Raw genomic sequence first — 14,184 nt, 5'->3', positions numbered from 1 at the left:
CGGGCGGTGTCAGAAGAGTGCCGGGGTGTCGTCCTGTGTACCGTTCTCGAAGGCCAGCAGCCGCTGCTTGCGGTCGAGCCCGCCGCCGTAGCCGGTGAGGCTGCCGGAGGCGCCGATGACACGGTGGCAGGGGACGATGATTCCCACCGGATTCTTGCCGTTGGCGAGGCCCACCGCGCGTGAGGCGCCCGGTTTGCCGAGGAACTCGGCCAGTTCGCCGTACGAGCGGGTCTCGCCGTACGGAATCAGCTGGAGCTGCGCCCAGACGCTGCGCTGGAACGGGGTGCCGTCCAGATGCAGCGGAAGGTCGAACTCGCGCAGTTCACCGGCGAAGTAGGCGTCGAGCTGACGGATCGCCTCCGCGAAGGGGTGCGGGTCCGGGTCGCCGAAGGTCTCCTCGGGCGGACGGTGCCGCTGGTCCGTCATATAGAGGCCTGCGAGGACTCCGTCGGTGGCGACGAGAGTGAGCGGACCGTACGGGCTGTCGACGACCGTGTGCTGCCGGGTCACGTCACGCATGTGCGTCGCGGTCATGAGTGAACTTCCCAACTTTCTCATGCGGGCAGGTGGTTGATGGGGTGATCGTCCACGGTCCAAAGATACTGGACCGCGTACGCCCGCCAGGGCCGCCAGGCCGCCGCGCGGACGGTGAGCGCTGCGGGTGTCGACGGGAGGCCCAGTTGCCCGGCCGCGCGCCGGATGCCGAGGTCGGTGGGGAGGAACGCGTCCGGGTCTCCGAGCGCCCGCATCGTGATCACCTCGACGGTCCAGGGGCCGAAGCCGGGCAGAGCGGTCAGCTCGGCCCGCGCCTTCTCCCAGTCGGTGCCGGTGCCGAGTCGCAGTGTGCCGTCGGCGAGTGCGCCGACGAGTGTGGTGAGGGTGGTGCGGCGGCTGCGCGGCAGGGCGAGCTGTTCGGGGTCGAGCGCGGCAAGGGCCCCGGGGGTCGGGAAGAGATGGGTGAGGCCGCCCTCCGGGTCGTCGACGGGGAGGCCGTGGGCGGTGACCAGGCGGGCCGCGTGGGTGCGGGCGGCCGCGGTCGAGACCTGCTGGCCGAGCACGGCCCGTACGGCGAATTCCGCACCGTCGACGGTACGCGGCACCCGCCGGCCCGGTGCCTTGTCGACCAGGGGGGCGAGCAGTGGATCGGCGCGCAACTGGTCATCGACGGCCACGGGGTCGGCGTCCAGGTCGAGCAGCCAGCGGCAGCGGCTGATCGCGAGGGTGAGATCGCGCGGATCGGTGAGGGAGAGCCGGCAGGCGATGTGGTCGGGGTGCGGGGTGAGGGCGACGATGCCGTGTCCGTACCGGAGGGTGAGCGTGCGGCGGTAGGCGCCGTCGCGCCACTCCTCGACGCCGGGGACCGCGGTCGCGGCCAGGTGGCCGAAGAGGTTGGTGGGGTTGAGCGGGGCCCGGTACGGCAGCCGCAGGGCTATCACGCCCGGAGTGGGCGGCGGTGTCGCGGACCGGGCGGCGCGGCTGCGCAGCTCGCCCGGGGCCAGTGCGAAGACCTCACGGACGGTGTCGTTGAAGGTACGGATCGAGGAGAACCCGGCTGCGAACGCGACCTCTGCCATGGGGAGCCCGGTCGTCTCGATGAGCAGCCGCGCGGTCTGGGCGCGCTGCGCACGGGCCAGTGCCAGCGGGCCGGCGCCCAGCTCGGCAAGCAGCTGGCGCTCGATCTGGCGGGCGGAGTAGCCCAGCCGGGCCGCAAGTCCGGGGACGCCTTCACGGTCGACGACGCCGTCCCGGATGAGTCGCATCGCGCGGGCGACGGAGTCGGCACGGGCGTTCCACTCCGGGGAGCCGGGGCTGGTGTCGGGGCGGCACCGCTTGCAGGCCCGGAATCCGGCCTGCTGGCAGGCGGCGGCGCTGGGGTAGAAGGTCATGTTCTCGACCTTGGGCGGCACGACGGGGCAGCTGGGGCGGCAGTAGATCCGGGTGGTCAGGACCGCCGTGAAGAACCAGCCGTCGAAGCGGGAGTCCTTGGACTGGACGGCCCGCACGCAGCGCTCGGTGTCGGTGTGCATGACTCAAGCATCGGTGACGGGGCACGTGGGGGCTGGCGAGAATCCGACATCAGCCTTGCGCTGCCACGGCCTCTTCGGAGTGCTGTCCACCACCCACAACCGCGGCGGCAAGGCCGCAACCACCTGGGCGATCCGGGCGCGACCGGCGACCGGGCCGACACGCCCGTCCATATCGTCGGCCTTCAGCCGTGGAACGGCTTCGAGGAATTCGTCCGCCGGCGGGTACTCGACCACAACGGCAAGCGCGGCGAGTGGCGCCCGGGGCAGCGGACGGCACAGCCCCCGCCGATCCCGCGGTGCACTGGGAGAAGACCGTCTTCGACCTATCCAGGGCCGTCTCCGGCGCCCCCTGTGCCATCGGGTACACGGGGATGGCCTACGCCGACTCGGCGGTCGAGGCCATCTCGCTCAGCGACCATGCCGGAGACCCGGCATACGCCCCGGCAGCCGATTCTGCCTCCGGGGCTGTGTCATGTCACACCTTCACTCAGCGAGCCGCTGCAGCCGGGGGCGGCACCGAGGACGACGGCCACAGGCGGCCCCGCCCGGGCCGAGTGGACGACCGGCCGCCCCCTTCCTGCCGGGGATCACGACCGATCGCCACCCATCACGAACGACCGGGTCACCAGGAGGACTTGGTGACTCCGGGGAGGAATCCGGCATGGGCCAGCTCGCGCATACGGACGCGAGAAAGCCCGAACTTCCGCAGATGCCCGCGCGGCCGGCCGTCCACGCCGTCCCGGTTTCGCACCCGGGTGGGGCCGGCGTCGCGCGGCTGGCGCCGGAACTCGTCCACGGCGGCACCGCGTTCGGCGTCCGTGGAGGACGGCCGACGGATGATCTCCTTCAACTCGGCACGGCGGGCGGCATATCGCTCGACGATCGCCTTGCGCTTCTCGTTCTGCGCGATCTTGCTCTTCTTGGCCATCAGACCTTCACTCCCCCGGCACGGATGCGGGCGACGGCCGCCTCGATGCCGATCCTGTCGATCATCTTGATCGCCTTGGCGCTGAGCGTCAGCCGGATGTTCCGGCCTTCGCTCGGCAGCCAGTACCTCTTGCGCTGAATGTTGGGGTCGAAGCGACGCGAGGTGCGCCGGTGCGAGTGGGAGATGTTGTTGCCGAAGCCCGGCTGGGCGCCGGTCAGTTGGCAGTGGGCGGACATGGCGCTACCTGCTTTCCATGGACGGCTTGTTGGAAATGGAAACCATTGCCATATAGTAGCGCCATGGCTCGCAACGAACTACGCCCGGTCGTCAAGCTCCGCTCCACCGCAGGGACCGGCTACACGTACGTCACCCGCAAGAACCGCCGGAACGACCCCGAGCGCATGGTTCTGAGCAAGTACGACCCGGTCGCCCGCAAGCACGTCGACTTCCGCGAAGAGCGCTGACCGCTCCCCCATTCCCCCCAGAAGGACACCGTCATGAAGCCAGGAATCCATCCCGCCTACGGCCCCGTCGTCTTCCGCGACAAGGCCGCCGGCTCCGCCTTCCTCACCCGTTCCACCGCGACCGGCGACAAGACGGTCGAATGGGAGGACGGCAACACCTACCCGGTCGTCGATGTCGAGATCTCCTCCGTGAGCCATCCCTTCTACACGGGCACCGCCCGCGTTCTGGACACCGCGGGACGCGTCGAGCGGTTCGAGCGCCGCTACGGCCGACGCGGGGCGAACTGATGCGGGACCAGGCCCGGTTGCCCGTCGTGATCGTCGGCGGGCTGCACTCCGACGCCCGCAAGGAGGTTGTGGACCGGCTGCTGCGCATCGTCCCCGGCAGCGTCGCCCTCCACCACGATCTGGCCGCCGGCACCGAGGGCACCGTACGGCGCCTCGTACGGGACGCATCGGGCGAGCTGTCCCACGGCGACGCCCCGCTCGTCGACGACTGCGCGTGCTGCGCGCTGCGCGAGGACCTGGTCCCCGAGCTGGAGCGCCTGGCCGGCAGCGGTCTGACCCGGCTGGCGATCGTCGAGCTGTGGGACTCCGTCGAGCCCAGGGCGATGGCCGAGGTCGTCGTCGCGCACGGCGGTCATGTACTCGAACTCACCAATGTGATGACGGCCGTCGACCCCGCGCTCGTGCTGCCGTACCTCGGCAACGGCGACGACCTGGCCGAGGCGGGTCTCGCGGCGGCCGGCACGGACCGGCGAACCGTGGGAGACACCTGGGCGCGACAGCTGGAGTACGCGCCCGTGCTCGCTCTCGTCGACAGCGAAGCGGCCGACGACGAGGACCGCGCGCTGCTCACTCAGCTCCACCCGACCGCACGTCAGGTGCCCGCCGGTTCGGGCGAACTCGGCCGACTGGCCTTCGCAGGCTTCGACGTGGAGACGGCGGCTGCGGCCCAGCACCCCGCCTGCGCCCTGCTGCCGCAGGAGGCGGACGAGGCCGGGGTCGCCACTCTCGTCTGGCACCGCCGCCGCCCCTTCCATCCCGAGCGGCTCTACGAGGCGCTGGAAGACCTGTGCTGCGCGGCCGCGCGCAGCCGGGGCCGGTTCTGGCTCGCCGACCGCCCCGACACCCTTCTGGCCTGGGACGCCGCCGGTGGTGCGCTCTGCGTGGAGAGCGCAGGGCCGTGGCTGGCCTCGCTGCCGGACGCGGCCTGGGACATGGTGCCTCCCATGCGCAGGGCGGCGGCCTCGCTCGACTGGCACCCCGAGCACGGCGACTGCTGCCAGCACCTCGTCTTCACCTCCCCCGGCCTCGACCGCGACGGGCTGGCCGAACTCCTCGAATCGTGTCTGCTCACCGACACCGAATACGCCGCAGGGCCCGAGGCGTGGAAACAGCTCTCGGCCTCCTTCGACTCGCTCCTCGACCCGGTTTCCTGACCCCGCGCCGAACGCGGCGGCGCAGCCCTCACCTCCAAGGAATGTCACATGGCACGACGCAACGATCCCCACAAGCCGTTGAAGTCCCGCCCCAACCCGCTGGACACGGCAGGGATCACCTACATCGACTACAAGGACACCGATCTGCTGCGGAAGTTCATCTCCGACCGCGGCAAGATCCGCAGCCGTCGCGTGACCCGGGTCACCGCACAGCAGCAGCGGCAGCTCGCCCGGGCGATCAGGAATGCCCGTGAGATGGCCCTGCTGCCCTACGCGCACAGGTAACGGCGCAGGTTGCGTGCGTTCGCCGGCCCCTCCCCGGCCCGTCGACCGCACGCAGCCTCCTCGCGTCCGGGCCCTGCGTACGCGCCGCGCCCATCAACCCCGCGCTGCCAGGACCTCTTCGAACACCGCATACGCATGCGCGTCGAACAGCACGAACCGCACCTCCTCGACGGGCGCGGCGGCCTCCTCCAGAACCGTACGGACGGCGATACGCGCCCCGTCGTCCATGGGCCAGCCGTAGATCCCGGTCGAGATGGCGGGGAAGGCGACGGTACGAGCCCCCAGCTCCGCAGCCACCCGCAGCGACTCGCGGTAGCAGGAGGCGAGGAGCGCGGAACGGTCCTCGGCGCTGCTCCAGACCGGCCCCACGGTGTGGACCACCCATCGGGCATCGAGCTTTCCGGCGGTCGTGGCAACGGCCTGGCCGGTGCGCAGCCCCTTTCCGTACTGCGAGGCACGCAGCTCGCGGCACGCGGCGAGGATCTCCGGACCGCCGCGCCGGTGGATCGCGCCGTCGACTCCGCCGCCGCCGAGCAGGGAGGAGTTTGCCGCGTTGACGATGACATCGGCGGACTGCCGGGTGATGTCACCGCGTACCAGGGTGATGTCGACGGCCTCGGGTGTGCGCATGCGGCCATGATGCCGTGCCCCCGTCGGCCGCACGGCCCTTGGCGCTGCTGTTCGGCGGTGCTGTGGTCCACCTGGCCGACCGGGCCTGGGTACCACCGCGTCATCACCCGCCGGGCCCGGGCCGAACGGCTCATCGCGTGCGCCGCCCTGCGCCGCCTGCGTCGGCGCCGGTGTCGCCGCGGTCTGGGTGTCTCCCTCGCCGTGCTCGACGTGATCCTGGTCGTGGTCGCCCGTCGTCCTGTCACGCGCCCGCGGCCGGTCGTCTCCGGCCGGCCACAGCCGGGGGTGCGCGGCCGTGACCGGCGGGAGACGACCGGTGGTGGGGCAGGAGACACAACGGCCCGGGCCGGACGGTCCCGGCGCTTCGGACGGCCGTGAGGCGCTCAGGCCGCCCGAAGCCGCCGCCAGACGGCCTTCGCCGCATGGTGGCCGGACATGCCGTGCACGCCCGGGCCGGGCGGAGTGGCCGAGGAGCACATGAACACCGCCGGATGCGCCGTCGCGTACGGAACCCGCGCGAGCTTGGGCCGTATCACCGTCTGGAGGCCGGAGAACGCGCCGCACGCGATGTCGCCGCCGACGTAATTGGCGTTGCGCGCCGCGAGTTGGGGCGGCCCCGCGACCGCTCGGGCGAGCACCAGGTCGCGGAAGCCCGGCGCGAAGCGCTCCAGCTGCCGCTCGACGACCTCGGTGGCGTCGCCCTCCCAGCCCGCCGGGACATGCCCGTACGCCCAGAAGACATGGCGGCCCTCCGGCGCGCGCGACGGGTCGACAAGGCTGGGCTGCGCCGTGATCAGGAACGGCACGCTCGGGTCGCGGCCCGCCACCGCGGCGCTCAGCGCGGAGTTGATTTCCCCGGCCGTGGGGCCGATGTGGACCGTCCCGGCGCGGCGGGCCTCCTTCGCGGTCCAGGGGACGGGGCCCGACAGCGCGTAATCGATCTTGAAACAGGATGCCCCGTACCGATAGCCGCTGTAGGCGTGGCCCAGCCCCGCGATGCGGGCGAGGGCGGTCGGCGAGGTGTCGAAGATGTAGGCGCGGGCGGGCGGGAGCTCGTCCAGGCGCTTGACCTCCGTGCCGGTACGGATCGTGCCGCCCTGTTCGCGTAGGTACGAGGCAAGGGCGTCGGAGATGGCCTGCGATCCGCCGCGCGGCACCGGCCAGCCCTTCTCGTGCGCGGCGAGGGCGAAGAGCAGGGCGACCCCGCCGGTGGCCAGGCCGCTGACGGGCGCTATGGCATGGGCGCCGAGCCCGGCGAACAGGCCGCGCGCCTTCGCACCGCGGAAGCGGCGGGAGAGCAGCGTCGCGGGCTGGAGCGCGTCGAGACCGAATCGCACCCAGCGGTACGGGTCACGGGGCAGCCCGTCCCACGGGGTGCGCAGAAAGTCCTGGGCGAGGGTGTCCCAGTGCCCCAGGTACGGGGCGACGAGCCTGCGGTACGCCCCGGCGTCCTCGGCGCCGAGCGACATGGCGCTCTCCCCCACCGACCCGGTGAGCACGGCGGCCGACCCGTCCGGGAACGGGTGGGCGAGCGCCAGCTCGGGCTGGAGCCACTCCAGGCCGTGCCGGGACAACGGCATCGCGTTGAACGCGGGCGAGCCGATGCCCAGCGGATGGACTGCGGAACAGGGGTCGTGGCGGAAGCCGGGGAGGGTGAGCTCCTCGGTACGGGCACCGCCTCCGACGGTCTCGGCCGCCTCGAAGACCTCCACGGCGAAGCCACGGCGGGCCAGTTCGGCCGCGGCGGTCAGTCCGTTGGGCCCCGCCCCCACGACGACAGCATCAAGCATCGACGGCACCTTCGGACTCCTTCGTCAGCCGACGGCCAGGACACCCAGGATATTCCGAGGCGCCGACAGCCCGGTCGCGGGTAGGGTCGCCGCTCGATGAACACGCCGAAATCCCACACCGCGCCCGTGGCGCAACCCGGCTCCGTCCTGCCCGCCCGTATCGCGGACATGGCCTCCCGGCTCGCCGCGCTGCCGGGCATCCGGGCCGTCGCCCTGGGCGGCAGCCGGGCCCGCGGCACGCATCGCCCGGACTCCGACTGGGATCTGGGCGTGTACTACCGCGGCACTCCTGACCTGGCCGCGCTGACCGCGTTGGCGTCCGAGGTACAGGGCTCCCCGGCAGAGGTCGCGGGTCCCGGCGGCTGGGGGCCCTGGGTCGACGGCGGGGCCTGGCTGCGGGTGGACGGCACCCCGGTGGACTGGATCCTGCGCGATCTGGACCGGGTGGAGGCGGTCTGGTCCGACTGCCTCGAAGGCCGCTTCGAAGTGGGCGTGCAGCCGGGGCATCCGCTCGGTTTCTGGTCCCCCGCCTATCCCGGGGAGGTCGCGCTCGGGCACGTACTGGCCGATCCCCGAAACGAATTGACAGTGCTTCAGCAGGAGACCCGGACCTATCCGGAGCCACTGCGCACCGCGCTCGTCGAAGCCGCGTGGGAGGCGGAATTCTCGGTTGCGGCCGCCCGCAAGTCGGCCCCTGCCGGGGACCCGCTCCATGTCGCCCTGTGCCTGTCGCGGGCGTTCGGCATCCTCACCCAGTCGCTCCACGCCCACCATCGCACCTGGTGTCTGAACGAGAAGGGTGCGCTGGCCGCTGCGGCCGCCCTGCCGGACACCCCCGCGGACTTCGCCGAACGGGTCGGCGAGGCGCTGCGGGGACTGGACGCGACGGCGGTGCGGAGAGCTGCAGAGTTGGTGCGGGACGTCCGATCGGTGCTGGCGACGGGCGCCGGAGAACCCGGGAGCCGCTCGTGATCGCCGAACTCCAGTGCGTGGTACTCGACTGCGCCGATCCCGCACGCCTCGCCGGGTTCTACCAGTGTCTGCTCGGCGGGGAGGTCGACCGGCCGGACCGGCGATGGGCGCTCGGCGACGGCTGGGCGACGCTCCACACAGCAGCCGGTCCGGTCCTCGCCTTCCAGCGGGTGGCGGACCACCGGCCGCCGCGACGGGGGCACCCGGTGCACCCGCAGCAGTTCCATCTGGACTTCGGTGTCCCGGATCTGGACGCGGCGCAGACACAGGCAGTGGCGGCCGGTGCGGTGGTCCTCGACGACGGAGCCGGGACGGGGCGCCCGTGGCGGATCTACGCGGACCCGGCCGGGCATCCGTTCTGCCTGGTCCAGCACGGCGACGGCGAGGCGGCGGTCGGTCAGGCTTCGCCGCGGAGCGCCTGAAGGACGCGCTCGACGGTCGCCTCGTCACGGGCCGCCGTGAACGGCAGGGCGTTGCCACCGGTGATGCGGAACGGGGCGCCATAAAGCGTGGCCTGGGCGCCGCCCGCCTCGGTGACCAGGAGCAGGCCTGCCGCGTGGTCCCAGGCGTACTCCCAGTTGAAGGCGACCGCGTCCTGGTCGCCGCGGGCGACGGCGAGGTATTCGAGGCCCGCGGAACCACAGGGGCGGGCATCGATGCCCTCGGTGCGCAGGCCCAGCAGGGCGCGCTTCTGGGCCTCGGTGGTGTAGTCGGGGTGCGACATCGCCACCCGCAGAACAGCCCCGGGCGCGGGCGAGCCGGAGTGTATCGGCTTGCCGTCGAGTGTGGCACCGCGGCCGCGGACGGCGATCGCCATCTCGTCCAGGGCCGCGGCATACGTCCAGGAGGCCAGGAGTTCGCCGTGGTGGGCGAGGGCGACCAGGGTGCAGAAGCCCGGTTCGCCGCGGACGAACTGGCGGGTGCCGTCGACCGGGTCGACGACCCACACCGGTGCGTCGCCGCCCAGGGCGTCGTACACCTTCGGATCGGCGTGGACCGCCTCCTCACCGACGACGACCGAGCCGGGCAGGAGCCTGGTCAGGGATGCGGTGAGGTGTTCCTCGGCAAGTCGGTCGGCGGAGGTGACCAGGTCGTGCGGGCCGCTCTTCTCGACGATCTCGTGCGCGGCGAGCTGCCGGTAGCGCGGCATGATCTCGGCGGCGGCCGCTGCGCGGACCGCCGCCTCGACCTCGGTCAGGTCTCCGGCGAGGAATTCATCGATCATGACCCCAGCTAAGCACGGTCCGCCGCGGAGCCGACGACCTGGTCATGACGGGGAGGTGGCCGGTCAGCGTCCGACGGCGTACCCCTGCATGCCGCGCGGGTTCGCGGCCGCGGACAGCACTCCGGTCTCCGGGTCACGGGCCACGGCACACATCCGGCCCTCGGACCACGGGTCGCCGACGGTGACGTCATGACCGCGGCGGCGCAGCTCCTCGACGACCTCCGGGTCCATGCCCTCCTCGACGGTGACGCTGCCGGGCCGCATCCCGCGCGGGAAGAAGGAGCCGGGGAAGCTGTCGTTGTGCCAGTTCGGGGCGTCGATGGCGCCCTGGAGGTCGAGGCCGCCGCGGACCTCGGCGCGCAGGGCGACCGCCAGGAAGAAGTGGACCTGCCACTGGTCCTGCTGATCGCCGCCGGGCGTGCCGAACGCCATGACCGGGACGCCGTCGCGCAGGGCGAGGGACGGGGTGAGGGTGGTGCGGGGGCGGCGGCCGGGGGTGAGGGAGTTCGGCAGGCCCTCGTCGAGCCAGGCCATCTGGAGCCGGGTGCCGAGCGGGAAGCCGAGCTCCGGCACGACCGGGTTGGACTGGAGCCAGCCACCGCTGGGGGTGGCGGAGACCATGTTGCCCCAGCGGTCGACCACGTCGACATGGCACGTGTCGCCGCGCGTCGTGCCGTCCTTGTCGACGGTCGGCTCGCCGGCACCGGCGCGGTTCTTCGCCACGGTCGGCTCGCCGACGCCCGCCGCCGGGATGCCCATGGCATCGAAGGCGGCTTCGCCGGAAGCGACGGCATGGGCGTGCTCGCTGAGGACGGGGGTGCGGCCGTCCGGGCTGCCGGGACGCAGTTCGCGCGAGGCCTCTTCGGTGATGAGGGCGCGGCGCTCGGCGTTGTACGGCTCCGAGAGCAGCGTGTCGAGGGGTATGTCGGCGGCGTCGCCGTACCAGGCCTCGCGGTCGGCCATGGCTAGCTTGCAGCCCTCGATGAGCAGGTGGACGTAGTCGGCGGAGCCGTACTGCGGCAGCTCGGCCGGGAGCAGGGCGAGCTGCTGAAGGAAGGCGGGGCCCTGGCTCCAGCCGGCCGCCTTGGCGAGCGTCCAGCCGTTCCAGTCGTACGTGGCGGGCGCCTCGTAGGACGCGGACCAGCCGGCCAGGTCGGCGGCGGTGAGGGTACCGATGTGGCGGGAGCCGCTGGTGTCCATGGTGGGGCGGGCTGCCTGGCGCACCAGGGCCTCGGCGATGAAGCCCTCGCTCCAGATCTTCCGTGCGGCGTCGATCTGGGCGGTGCGGTCCTCGCCGCCGGTCTCCTGCGCCTCGGCGATCAGCCGGCGCCAGGTGGCGGCGAGTGCGGGATTACGGAAAAGCTCGCCCGGCTTCGGCGACTTGCCGCCGGGCAGGTAGACGTCGGCGGAGGACTGCCACTCGGTCTCGAAGAGTTCGCGGACGGTCTCGACGGTCTGGCCGATCCGCTCGACGGGCGCGTGGCCGTCCTCCGCGTACCCGATCGCGTACCGAAGCACCTCGGCGACGGTCTTGGTGCCGTGGTCGCGCAGCAGCAGCATCCAGGCGTCGAACGCGCCCGGCACGGCTGCGGCGAGCGGTCCGGTGCCGGGGACCAGGTCGAGGCCGAGGGAACGGTAGTGGGCGACGGTGGCACCGGCGGGAGCCGGGCCCTGGCCGCACAGCACCTGCACCTCGCCGTCCTTCGGCGCCAGGATCATCGGCACTTCACCGGCCGGGCCGTTGAGGTGCGGTTCGACGACATGCAGGACGAAACCGGCCGCGACGGCGGCGTCGTAGGCGTTACCACCGTCCTCCAGGACGGCCATCGCGGACTGCGAGGCGAGCCAGTGGGTGGAGGACACCATGCCGAAGGTGCCCTGGAGGGTCGGCCGGGTGGTGAACACGGATATGGCTCCTTGCTGCGACGTGCGAGGTTCTGGAGTTCGGTTCGGATCGTATGTACGGGAGGTCAGGCAGCGGCGTCCGGGGCGGTGCCGTCGTCCTTGACGAGGTGGCAGGAGACCTGCCGGCCGCCGGGCAGTTCGCGCAGGGCCGGGACCTCGGTGCGGCACCGGTCGGTGGCGAGCGGGCAGCGGGTGTGGAAACGGCAGCCGGGCGGGGGGTCCAGCGGGCTGGGCAGCTCGCCGTGCAGCACGATGCGTTCGCGGGAGCGCTGCTCGACCGGGTCGGGGACCGGCGCGGCGGAGAGCAGCGCCTGGGTGTACGGGTGCTTCGGGTCGGCGAACAGCTCGGCGGTCGGGGCCTGTTCGACGATCTGCCCGAGGTACATCACGGCGATCCGGTCGGCGAGGAACTCGACCGCGGCCAGGTCGTGGGTGATGAACAGACAGCCGAAGCCGCGGTCGCGCTGGAGGTCGGCGAGCAGATTGAGTACGGATGCCTGGACGGAGACGTCGAGCGCCGACGTCGGTTCGTCGGCGACGACGAGGTCGGGGTCGCAGGAGAGCGCGCGGGCGATGGAGATGCGCTGGCGTTGTCCGCCGGAGAGTTCGTGCGGGTGCCGGTCGGCGTGCTCGGGGCGCAGTCCGACCTGGGCGAGGAGCTGCTCGACCCGTGCCCGTACGGCTTCGCCGCGGGCCTGACGGTGCAGTTTGATCGGTTTTCCGCACACCTCCGGCCTCGGTCGCCGAGGACTGCAGCGATGCGCAGCCCGAGGTGAGGGACACCGATGCAACTGCCACCAGGGCAACCGCTTTTCGGCGCACGAGGGCCTACCTCCCGCCAGGGGTGATCAAGGAATATCGCAGACCGCATTTCGCATACAGTCCGCAAGGCAAGGGGGGTTCCGACATAGCGGACGATTTTTATTGACGATCGGATAACGGCCGATCAGAAAACGACTATCCGGAACATTGGATGGATAGGGGACGTCATCGCCGCCGCGGGCCACGGCGGCGACGCGCAGGCCGGTCCCGCGCAGCCTCAGAACCAGTCGTCACGCCCGGGCGGGTCGCAGAGCTCGAAGACCACCTCGCCCGTATCCCGATCACCGCCGACAACCGGGCGCACCCGCGCGCCGACCGACACCTGGTGCGGTGCGGCGCCCACGACACGGCAACGGAACACAAAGCCCTCGGGGAGCCGGACCAGGGACTCGTTGCGCGCCGCGTCCGTGTAGCGATGCACGACGCCGGACCTCACCACGACCCCCAGACCGGCGCTGTGTTCGGGCTTCAGATCACTTGATGCGCACACCGGACACAGCAGCCTCCGGAAGGAGGCCGTGCCGCACCATCGGCACCGGTGGTAATACAGGCCGGCTTCCTCATGCACCGTCTGCACGGTGCCACTTGATGACTGGGACACGTTTCGACCCCCTGCGCTCGGCTCGGATGCGCCGCACCTGCGCGTCGGCGCGTCCGCACCATAGGGCACTGAGTGCCGAAACGTAAAGGCACTCAGTGCCACACTGAGGTCGGCCCCGGTGTCAGCCCTGACCGATGACCGCCTCGATCTGCTGCACGACGCGCCACATCGGGGCCCCCTTGGCGGCAACCATGACGACCACGTCACCATCGGCGGCGACCGGGGACGCACCCTCGGCCGGCGCACTCCCCCACACCTGGCGCACCAGCCCGAGTGCGTGATCCACCGCGGCCTCCGGGTCCCCCTCACCGCCCGAACGCAGCCAGGTCCGCAGCCCGTTGTTGTGCGCGGCGACCACGGAGGCGGCGATCACCTCGGCCCGCAGCGCACCGTCCCCCGACTCGCCGTAACGGTCACGGAGATAGCCGGCCAGCGTCTGCTCGTAACGGCGCACCACGGACAGTTCGTAGGTACGCAGCCCGGGCACCTCCCGGGTGAGCCGGTAGCGCTGGACGGAGAATTCGGGGTTCGCGGAGTACATGCGCAGCACGAGCCGGGCCGCGTCGCACACCGCGTCGACCGGCTCCGCGTCACCGACCGCCGCAAGAAACGCCGTCATGTCGGCAAGGCAGCGCTCGTGATCCGGGAAGACCGCGTCCTCCTTGGAGGGGAAGTACCGGAAGAACGACCGGCGCCCGACCCCGGCCCGCGCCACGATGTCGTCCACCGTGGTCCGCTCGAAGCCCCGCTCCAGGAAGAGCTGGAAGGCCGTCCGGGCGAGCACCTCCCGCATGGGGGGCTTCTTCGCTGGTCTGCGTGCGTCAGTCATGCGGGGAACGTAGCATCGGAAAGCCCTCTATGGCACCAAGTTCCTTTACAGAGGGTACTGAGTGCCATATTGTCGTCGATACGAACCACACCCAGGTAGGAGAGCCGGCGTGAGCTTGAGGATCGTTGTCTGTGTGAAGTACGTGCCCGACGCCACCGGTGACCGGCACTTCGCCGATGACCTGACGCTGGACCGTGAGGATGTCGACGGTCTGCTGTCGGAGCTCGACGAGTACGCGGTGGAGCAGGCGCTGCAGATCGCGGA

Annotated in this window: 18 protein-coding genes and 1 pseudogene; 8 read left to right on the top strand and 11 right to left on the bottom strand. The window is 71.7% G+C overall.

What is annotated here, in order from left to right; genetic code table 11:
• Positions 1-9 precede the first annotated feature (9 nt).
• The 4 genes from IEZ15_RS20940 to rpmB form a co-directional block, all read right to left on the bottom strand.
• Positions 10-534, bottom strand: a complete 525-nt coding sequence (locus IEZ15_RS20940; protein ID WP_229846014.1) for a methylated-DNA--[protein]-cysteine S-methyltransferase — start codon at positions 532-534, stop codon at positions 10-12.
• 20 nt (positions 535-554) lie between these two features.
• Positions 555-2,027, bottom strand: coding sequence for an AlkA N-terminal domain-containing protein (locus IEZ15_RS20935; RefSeq protein WP_189278864.1), 1,473 nt, complete (start codon positions 2,025-2,027; stop codon positions 555-557).
• Positions 2,028-2,649: 622 nt separating this feature from the next.
• On the bottom strand, positions 2,650-2,955 hold the full coding sequence (gene rpsN, locus IEZ15_RS20930) for a 30S ribosomal protein S14 (protein WP_114247587.1): 306 nt from the start codon (positions 2,953-2,955) through the stop codon (positions 2,650-2,652).
• Entirely contained in the window at positions 2,955-3,191 is a 237-nt protein-coding gene (rpmB, locus tag IEZ15_RS20925) for a 50S ribosomal protein L28 (RefSeq protein WP_189278862.1), read from the bottom strand. Before rpmB ends, rpsN begins: the two co-directional genes overlap by 1 nt.
• A gap of 63 nt (positions 3,192-3,254) precedes the next feature.
• On the opposite strand from rpmB, the gene rpmG reads away from it, so the two are divergent.
• The 4 genes from rpmG to rpsR are packed head-to-tail and all read left to right on the top strand — an operon-like array spanning position 3,255 to position 5,146.
• On the top strand, positions 3,255-3,419 hold the full coding sequence (gene rpmG, locus IEZ15_RS20920) for a 50S ribosomal protein L33 (protein ID WP_114247585.1): 165 nt from the start codon (positions 3,255-3,257) through the stop codon (positions 3,417-3,419).
• A 33-nt stretch (positions 3,420-3,452) separates the two neighbouring features.
• Positions 3,453-3,707: a type B 50S ribosomal protein L31 gene (locus tag IEZ15_RS20915; RefSeq protein ID WP_114247584.1), complete on the top strand. Its 255-nt coding sequence runs from the start codon at positions 3,453-3,455 to the stop codon at positions 3,705-3,707.
• Complete coding sequence (locus IEZ15_RS20910) at positions 3,707-4,861, top strand: CobW family GTP-binding protein (protein WP_189278860.1); 1,155 nt, start codon at positions 3,707-3,709, stop codon at positions 4,859-4,861. The genes IEZ15_RS20915 and IEZ15_RS20910 overlap by 1 nt, the downstream gene beginning before the upstream one ends.
• A 48-nt stretch (positions 4,862-4,909) precedes the next feature.
• Positions 4,910-5,146 (top strand): 30S ribosomal protein S18, encoded by a 237-nt coding sequence (gene rpsR, locus IEZ15_RS20905; RefSeq protein WP_114247582.1) that lies wholly within the window; start codon positions 4,910-4,912, stop codon positions 5,144-5,146.
• Between the two features lie 93 nt (positions 5,147-5,239).
• Here rpsR and IEZ15_RS20900 read toward each other — a convergent pair whose 3' ends face one another.
• Complete coding sequence (locus IEZ15_RS20900; protein WP_114247581.1) at positions 5,240-5,776, bottom strand: O-acetyl-ADP-ribose deacetylase; 537 nt, start codon at positions 5,774-5,776, stop codon at positions 5,240-5,242.
• Positions 5,777-5,833: 57 nt separating this feature from the next.
• Here IEZ15_RS20900 and IEZ15_RS20895 point away from each other — a divergent pair, with 57 nt between their 5' ends.
• A complete protein-coding gene (locus IEZ15_RS20895; RefSeq protein WP_189278857.1) occupies positions 5,834-6,154 on the top strand; it encodes a hypothetical protein in 321 nt (106 codons plus the stop codon).
• Between the two features lie 5 nt (positions 6,155-6,159).
• On the opposite strand, the gene IEZ15_RS20890 is transcribed toward IEZ15_RS20895, so the two are convergent.
• Positions 6,160-7,575: a phytoene desaturase family protein gene (locus IEZ15_RS20890; RefSeq protein WP_189278856.1), complete on the bottom strand. Its 1,416-nt coding sequence runs from the start codon at positions 7,573-7,575 to the stop codon at positions 6,160-6,162.
• 159 nt (positions 7,576-7,734) lie between these two features.
• Between IEZ15_RS20890 and IEZ15_RS20885 the strand changes: the two genes are divergently transcribed.
• Entirely contained in the window at positions 7,735-8,538 is an 804-nt protein-coding gene (locus IEZ15_RS20885) for a nucleotidyltransferase family protein (protein WP_189279006.1), read from the top strand.
• Positions 8,535-8,960, top strand: coding sequence for a VOC family protein (locus IEZ15_RS20880; RefSeq protein WP_189278854.1), 426 nt, complete (start codon positions 8,535-8,537; stop codon positions 8,958-8,960). The genes IEZ15_RS20885 and IEZ15_RS20880 overlap by 4 nt, the downstream gene beginning before the upstream one ends.
• Here the strand turns inward: IEZ15_RS20880 and IEZ15_RS20875 are convergent.
• The 5 genes from IEZ15_RS20875 to IEZ15_RS20855 all read right to left on the bottom strand — a co-directional run bounded on the left by IEZ15_RS20875 (position 8,936) and on the right by IEZ15_RS20855 (position 13,884).
• Positions 8,936-9,763, bottom strand: a complete 828-nt coding sequence (locus IEZ15_RS20875) for an inositol monophosphatase family protein (protein WP_189278852.1) — start codon at positions 9,761-9,763, stop codon at positions 8,936-8,938. The two genes, IEZ15_RS20880 and IEZ15_RS20875, sit on opposite strands and share 25 nt — an antisense overlap.
• Before the next feature lie 63 nt (positions 9,764-9,826).
• Positions 9,827-11,668, bottom strand: coding sequence for a gamma-glutamyltransferase family protein (locus tag IEZ15_RS20870; protein ID WP_189278850.1), 1,842 nt, complete (start codon positions 11,666-11,668; stop codon positions 9,827-9,829).
• A 65-nt stretch (positions 11,669-11,733) separates the two neighbouring features.
• Positions 11,734-12,396: an oligopeptide/dipeptide ABC transporter ATP-binding protein gene (locus IEZ15_RS20865; protein ID WP_373302596.1), complete on the bottom strand. Its 663-nt coding sequence runs from the start codon at positions 12,394-12,396 to the stop codon at positions 11,734-11,736.
• 311 nt (positions 12,397-12,707) lie between these two features.
• On the bottom strand, positions 12,708-13,091 hold the full coding sequence (locus IEZ15_RS20860; protein WP_189278848.1) for a Zn-ribbon domain-containing OB-fold protein: 384 nt from the start codon (positions 13,089-13,091) through the stop codon (positions 12,708-12,710).
• Between the two features lie 121 nt (positions 13,092-13,212).
• Positions 13,213-13,884, bottom strand: coding sequence for a TetR family transcriptional regulator (locus IEZ15_RS20855; RefSeq protein ID WP_114247574.1), 672 nt, complete (start codon positions 13,882-13,884; stop codon positions 13,213-13,215).
• Positions 13,885-14,029: 145 nt separating this feature from the next.
• Here IEZ15_RS20855 and IEZ15_RS20850 point away from each other — a divergent pair.
• Positions 14,030-14,184 (top strand): annotated as a pseudogene (locus IEZ15_RS20850) (electron transfer flavoprotein subunit beta); the annotation flags it as partial.

Origin of the sequence: Streptomyces atratus (assembly GCF_014648655.1) — a bacterium.
Lineage (GTDB): Bacteria > Actinomycetota > Actinomycetes > Streptomycetales > Streptomycetaceae > Streptomyces > Streptomyces atratus.
Note: the sequence above shows the minus strand (reverse complement) of the source record. Positions and strands in the feature narration are given on the sequence as shown.